Origin of the sequence: Pseudoalteromonas sp. SWXJ133 (assembly GCF_015864365.1) — a bacterium.
Lineage (GTDB): Bacteria > Pseudomonadota > Gammaproteobacteria > Enterobacterales > Alteromonadaceae > Pseudoalteromonas > Pseudoalteromonas arctica.
In genome coordinates this window covers 130,907-136,940 of the sequence record NZ_JADYXJ010000003.1, presented here as the reverse complement: position 1 = coordinate 136,940, position 6,034 = coordinate 130,907, and the positions used below count along the sequence as shown (strand labels likewise).

Below are 6,034 nucleotides of genomic sequence, written 5' to 3'. Positions count from 1 at the left end.
GTCGCGCACCAACGTAAAATAACTGAAGAAGTGAAAATGCGGTACTAGCTCAGTTGGTAGAGCGCGACCTTGCCAAGGTCGAGGTCACGAGTTCGAGCCTCGTGTACCGCTCCAATTTCTAACCAAAAGAAATTGTAGTGTTGAATGAAAATATAATGCGGTACTAGCTCAGTTGCTAGAATGTTGAACGCGACCTGTCGCGCACCAACGTAAAATAACTAAAGAAATAAAAAATGCGGTACTAGCTCAGTTGCTAGAATGTTGAACGCGACCTGTCGCGCACCAACGTAAAATAACTGAAGAAATAAAAAATGCGGTACTAGCTCAGTTGGTAGAGCGCGACCTTGCCAAGGTCGAGGTCACGAGTTCGAGCCTCGTGTACCGCTCCAATCTTTTTATATCCTTTCAAAATTTTCTGTATTAAAAATCATAAATAAAATTATAATTTAAAATCTCTCTTATCTACTTTATTCTATATGTAACATTCAGCATTGAAGTTTTGGTTATTAGAAGCTATCGCTTCTCGCGCGAGCAAGCTTTGCGCCTACAAGAAAGATGTTGTACTTTGAAGGTATGAGTGAGGTAGGAAGAGTTAATACTTTGAAACCTGAAGCTTTTGTTAAAACAGCTCCCCCTGAATAGTCGCTATAATTCGTCTAGAGCCACCAGAATCACGATGTTCACCTAAATAAATGCCTTGCCATGTACCTAGCGCTAAATAACCATTTGAAATAGGGATACTTAACTCGCAGCCTAACGTACTGGTTTTAATATGTGCGGGCATGTCGTCGTCACCTTCATAATCGTGGCGATAATAAGATTGACGCTCAGGAACGAATTTATTGAAATGGCTTTCCATGTCCATACGAACAGTGGGATCTGCATTTTCGTTTATTGTAAGGCTCGCTGAGGTATGCTGAATAAATAAATGTAACAAGCCTATTTTGTAACTCGCCAGTTCAGGAAGTTGAGATAATATTTCGCCATCAATTATATGAAAACCTCGCGGGCGAGGTTTTAATGTAATTTGCTTTTGCTGCCAACTCATAGTTTATCGAAGCTAACTTCAATGTTTGCATTTCCCGCATCACAACTAAATGGCATGATGATTTTTTTACCTTGGCTTTTATGAGTAATTGTATGATCTTTACCCGACACCACAATAGGCGTTGCCATATCAAAGTCGAAACCTTTCTCGCCAAGTAAGTTTTTAGCACCACCAGTTACCATGTTGGTTATTTCGCCAACCATATCTGTAACTTCTTCATCTATAGTGTCAGGGCGTTCGCCAAGCATGCGCTCCATGATGGTGAGTGCTAGTTCTTCGTCGAATGTAATTGAAAATGATCCACGCGTTTGCGGCCCAACCATACCAATGAGGCCTGAAACATCACCACAGGCTATCTCGTCAGTTTTAATACGTGGCTTACCTGGTTTTAATTGAGTTTGAGCCATAGTGCTTAAAACATTAATTAAAGAAGATAAAAAAGGATTGATGAACTCTACATTCATAGTGATTACTCTTAAGTTAGTACTGTGAAATGGCTATATAGTGCGAAATTTGAATATAGCCACTAAAGTGATTTTGGAGGATTATGATGCTCTGCAAGGCTCACATTTACCATGTGCTTCTATTGTTTGCCCTGATACAACAAAACCGCCTTCGGCCGCTAAACTATTTAGCTCATGTGATATAACAGTCGAATGTAGTTCCTTAACAAAACCACAGGTATCACAAATTAATAACTGTACTGGGTGAATATGATCAAAATGATGGCACAGCATAAATGCATTTGTGCTTTCAATCTTATGAATAAAGCCTAGTTCAGCTAAAAAGTCTAATGCACGATAAATTGTCGCAGGTTTAGCACCTGTTTCAGTTACTTTTAATTGCTCAAGCAAATCGTATGCACCAACACCACCTTGTGCACTGGCTAATAGACGAAATACTTTCTCGCGGATAGGCGTAAAACGCGCACCACGGTTGTCACAAACTTGTTTTGCTTTACTTACGAGTGATTCTATATTCATCATTACTCTTATCCTTATGCTACCGTGATATACTAACATACTGTGTTGTAGTTGCAGCGTTTTTATTAAGCGCTTTTTACCTAGGAAACCCAGTAATGCACGAACTATTGGCTATATTTATTTTCTTTTTTGCGGTTATTGACCCCATTGGCACTGTACCTGTATTTATTGCAGTCACACGTGGTGATGATGAGAAATTTAAACGTAAAGTTATATTTAAAGCGGTAGGTGTATCTGCATTAGTGCTTTTATTTTTTGTACTCGCAGGTGAGCAATTACTTAACGCAATTGAAATTCCGCTTTCCGCTTTTCAAATAGCCGGCGGTATCATATTACTTATTTTTGCACTTTCAATGATATTTGGTGAAAGTAAACCAGAAGCCGAAATTAAAAGTGTACGGGACAGCACTGAAACCGCTATTTTTCCGCTTGCGATTCCGTCTATCGCGAGCCCTGGCGCTATGTTAGGCGCCGTATTAATGACTCGTAATGAAGAGTATACCTGGGTTGAGCAGTTACTAACGTCTTCAATGATGCTTGCTGTATTAGCAGTTGTACTGGTTTTGTTACTGCTTGCAACGCACGTACATAAATTAATTGGTGACAGTGGCGCAAGTATAATAAGTAGAATAATGGGGCTTATTTTAAGTTCAGTTGCAGTGACTAATATTTTAAACGGTATAGCCCATTATTTTGGCTTGCAGGTGTTCTCTTAACATTGATGCCCGCCAAGCTTTTGTGTAAAATGCAGCGCCTTTTAGGCTGTGCTTAATAACTTTAATACCCTGAGGTTTGCTTTGAATAAATGTACTTTGAATAGACGCTTTTCTGTGGCTCCAATGCTTGATTGGACTGATCGCCATTGTCGTACTTTTCATCGCAAAATGACTAAACATACCGTGCTTTATACTGAAATGATAACCACAGGGGCTATTTTATTTGGTCGAGGCGACTACTTACATTTTAATAAACACGAAGGCCCAGTTGCACTGCAACTTGGTGGCTCTGACCCTAAAGCGCTTGCGCAATGTGCAAAACTGGCAGGTGAGCGTGGCTATGACGAAATAAATTTAAATGTAGGTTGCCCGTCAGACCGAGTTCAAAATGGTCGATTTGGCGCATGCTTAATGGCTGAACCGCAATTAGTTGCAGAGTGTGTTGCAGCAATGAAAAACGAAGTAAGTATTCCTGTAACTGTTAAAACGCGTATTGGTATTGATGAGCAAGATTCGTATGAGTTTTTATGTGCGCTTATTGAAGCGTCTCATAAAGTAGGGTGTGATGATTTTATTATTCATGCTCGTAAAGCATGGCTTAATGGTTTAAGCCCGAAAGAAAATCGTGAAGTCCCACCGCTTGATTACCTACGTGTTTACCAGCTTAAAAAAGATTATCCGCAGCTAGACTTAAGCCTAAATGGCGGCGTTAAAACAATTGAGCAGAGCCTAGAACATCTACAACATATTGATGGTGTAATGATTGGGCGTGAAGCTTACAGTAACCCATTTATGCTCAATGACGTTGATGAGAAAATTTATGGTGATGCTGCAAACACACAATCACGCCACGACGTAGTGCGCTCAATGTACAGCTACATTGAAGAAGAAATGCGTTTGGGTGCTAATTTTTGGCATATTGCACGTCACATGCTCGGTATTTTTCAGGGGCAGCCTGGTGCACGAGGTTTTAGACGCCACCTTTCTGAAAGTGGTCATGGTAAGCAAGCTGATTTATCGGTAATGGATAAAGCATTAAGCTTTGTACCAGAATAAAGCTAAGCTTTAAAAGTTTTAAATTTAAGCCACTTTCGAGTGGCTTTTTTGATCCTAAATATTAGTCAAAAGCATAATTTATTGGCCAATTACACTCTATGCTGTTCAGCTGGAAGTCACTAAAAACTAGAGTGCTTGTTGTTTATCACTATGATTTTAAATGTTTTATTTTTGTTTTGATGAACTTGGCACAACTCTTGGAATCTTCTTGTTGAAATTAATTAAAAATCAACAGGAGAATACCATGGGAATATTTAACCGCGTAAATGATGTAATTCAATCAAACATTGTCGCTATGCTTGATAAAGCTGAAGACCCAGAAAAACTTTTAAACTTGATGCTTACCGAGATGCAAGATGCGTTGAATGAGTGCCGTAGTACAGCAGCCGCTTTATTGTGTGAAGAGAAAATAATTAATCGCCAAATTGATACTAAAAAAACAGAATTAGCAGCTTGGCAAATTAAAGCAGAACGTGCGGTTGAGAAGGGCAGTGATGACCTTGCTAAGTCTGCCTTACTTGAAAAGCAGCGCGTTAACGAAAGTATCGAAAATAAGCAAACTCAACTAGAAACACTGCAAGAGTCTATTGCAAAAATTAAGGTTGATTGTGAGCGTCTGCAGCAAAAAATGGCTATGGCTAAAACTAAGCAAGCTCAATTAATGCAGCGTCATAATGTTGCTATTGCTAGAGGGCGGATCAGTACGCAACTACAAAGCGATAAAGTAGCTCATGCGTTGTCTCGTTTTGAACAAATAGAGCAGCGTGTTGAAGATATTGAAGCTAAAGTAGAGGCTTATGAGCTGACTGATACAGTAAGCTCTACGAGTGCCCAAATTGAGTCGTTAGTTAAAAATGAAAAAATTGATGCTGAACTGGCTCGCTTAAAAGCGAACTTAAATACTAATTTAAAACAAACTGCTTAGGAGATTGCTATGAACAGCTTTAATCGTCAACGAGGTTGGTATAAAGATACTCTAAATAAAAAAATATCGGGTGTTTGTAGTGGTTTAGCTCGTAGATTGGATTTTCCTGTATGGGCAACACGCGTAGTTACTATCTTGTTGTTTTTGAGTTTTCCGTTTGCAATTGCACTTGGTTATTTTATAGCGCATTGCTGCCTTGAAAATAAAGAGTATTAATACCAACAGGCATAAATATTTGAACAATTTAACAAATTAAATCACTCTATAACGTTGTTGAAAATTTTATGTAGAACAACTAGATATAAAAATTCTTGCCTAGTTATAGCGCAATTTTCTTATCGTTAAATAGACCTCATATATAAGCCGGTTGGTATAAGGAGAATTACTATGAAAGCTTTGGCAGTATGTGTAATTATCTATTTATTACTGTTTACTGATTTAATAACGTTTGTGCAGATTGATTCTTGGCAGTTGCCGTTATGGATTGCTGATATTAGCTGGGCTGGGCTTGAGCTTGTAGGTGCTTTGGCCGCAATTGTTGCTGTAGTTGCTGTAGTGGCTTTAATTACTATGGGATTAGTTGGTGCGGGTGTAGTGGCATTAGCAGGGACTGTTTTAGCGCTTTTATTCGGATCTATAATGATTGCATGGCCGTTACTATTTGTTGCAGTGTTGTGTTGGCTTGTTGCCGATAACAAAAAAGTAGCCTCTTAATCCTTAATTTGACTGACTATTATAGGTTAACTATGTTAAATTTAGCCTGTAATTTAAAGTTTTCATAAGGATAAGAATGATGACGAAACTATGTTTTTCGATGGCTTCTGCATTAATATTTAGTTTTTTTTCGTCATCGTTGGCGGCGCACTCAGGGCACGAACATGGTTCTGATGTGGCTGTGCTCGAAGTAACTAACGCGCAAGTTAGAGAGTTTTTACCTGGCAGTACTTCAACTGTAGGTTATTTAACGCTAATAAATCACAGTGGAGCCGCAGCAACTTTAACTAAGGCAACTATTGATGGCTTAGGGCGTGTTGAAATACACGAGCATTCACATGTAGACGGCATGATGAAAATGCAACAAGTTGAATCGGTTGAAATTAAGGCGCACGAAAGTGTCAGCTTTCAACCTGGGGGTTATCATTTAATGGCATTTGAACCACAAGAGTCATTAAAAGTAGGACAAGAGCGCAAACTCACACTATATTTTAGTGACGGTAATCGCTTATTTACTAATGCTCAAGTCGTGTCGCTTGAAGCGCAAGCTAAGCAGTCAAAACCATCTACTCAACACGCTCATCATTAGGAG

General features: G+C 39.1%; 9 protein-coding genes and 2 tRNA genes. 8 read left to right on the top strand and 3 right to left on the bottom strand.

Annotated elements, in window-relative coordinates; translation table 11 throughout:
• Positions 1 to 38: 38 nt before the first annotated feature.
• Together I6F40_RS03545 and I6F40_RS03540 are read left to right on the top strand one after the other, a co-directional pair.
• Positions 39 to 114: transfer RNA gene (locus I6F40_RS03545), tRNA-Gly, on the top strand.
• A 199-nt stretch (positions 115 to 313) separates the two neighbouring features.
• Positions 314 to 389, top strand: a tRNA-Gly gene (locus tag I6F40_RS03540).
• A gap of 230 nt (positions 390 to 619) precedes the next feature.
• On the opposite strand, the gene I6F40_RS03535 is transcribed toward I6F40_RS03540, so the two are convergent.
• From I6F40_RS03535 to I6F40_RS03525, 3 genes are all read right to left on the bottom strand, one after another.
• Positions 620 to 1,048, bottom strand: coding sequence for a secondary thiamine-phosphate synthase enzyme YjbQ (locus I6F40_RS03535; protein WP_166377061.1), 429 nt, complete (start codon positions 1,046 to 1,048; stop codon positions 620 to 622).
• A complete protein-coding gene (locus tag I6F40_RS03530; protein ID WP_166377060.1) occupies positions 1,045 to 1,512 on the bottom strand; it encodes a chemotaxis protein CheX in 468 nt (155 codons plus the stop codon). Before I6F40_RS03530 ends, I6F40_RS03535 begins: the two co-directional genes overlap by 4 nt.
• Before the next feature lie 81 nt (positions 1,513 to 1,593).
• Positions 1,594 to 2,031, bottom strand: coding sequence for a transcriptional repressor (locus I6F40_RS03525; protein WP_166377093.1), 438 nt, complete (start codon positions 2,029 to 2,031; stop codon positions 1,594 to 1,596).
• Positions 2,032 to 2,126: 95 nt separating this feature from the next.
• Here I6F40_RS03525 and I6F40_RS03520 point away from each other — a divergent pair, with 95 nt between their 5' ends.
• From I6F40_RS03520 to I6F40_RS03495, 6 genes are all read left to right on the top strand, one after another.
• Positions 2,127 to 2,747, top strand: coding sequence for a MarC family protein (locus tag I6F40_RS03520; RefSeq protein ID WP_024589771.1), 621 nt, complete (start codon positions 2,127 to 2,129; stop codon positions 2,745 to 2,747).
• 123 nt (positions 2,748 to 2,870) lie between these two features.
• Positions 2,871 to 3,803 carry a tRNA dihydrouridine(20/20a) synthase DusA gene (dusA, locus tag I6F40_RS03515; protein ID WP_231609293.1) on the top strand — a complete coding sequence of 311 codons (933 nt, stop codon included), beginning with the start codon at positions 2,871 to 2,873 and terminating at the stop codon, positions 3,801 to 3,803.
• 244 nt (positions 3,804 to 4,047) lie between these two features.
• The gene (locus I6F40_RS03510) at positions 4,048 to 4,728 is read left to right on the top strand and encodes a PspA/IM30 family protein (protein ID WP_166377058.1); all 681 of its coding nucleotides are present in this window, start codon (positions 4,048 to 4,050) and stop codon (positions 4,726 to 4,728) included.
• Positions 4,729 to 4,737: 9 nt separating this feature from the next.
• Positions 4,738 to 4,944, top strand: coding sequence for a PspC domain-containing protein (locus I6F40_RS03505; protein WP_010554259.1), 207 nt, complete (start codon positions 4,738 to 4,740; stop codon positions 4,942 to 4,944).
• 171 nt (positions 4,945 to 5,115) lie between these two features.
• Positions 5,116 to 5,442, top strand: coding sequence for a hypothetical protein (locus I6F40_RS03500; RefSeq protein ID WP_010554260.1), 327 nt, complete (start codon positions 5,116 to 5,118; stop codon positions 5,440 to 5,442).
• Between the two features lie 79 nt (positions 5,443 to 5,521).
• Complete coding sequence (locus I6F40_RS03495) at positions 5,522 to 6,031, top strand: copper chaperone PCu(A)C (RefSeq protein ID WP_442960675.1); 510 nt, start codon at positions 5,522 to 5,524, stop codon at positions 6,029 to 6,031.
• Positions 6,032 to 6,034: the final 3 nt, after the last annotated feature.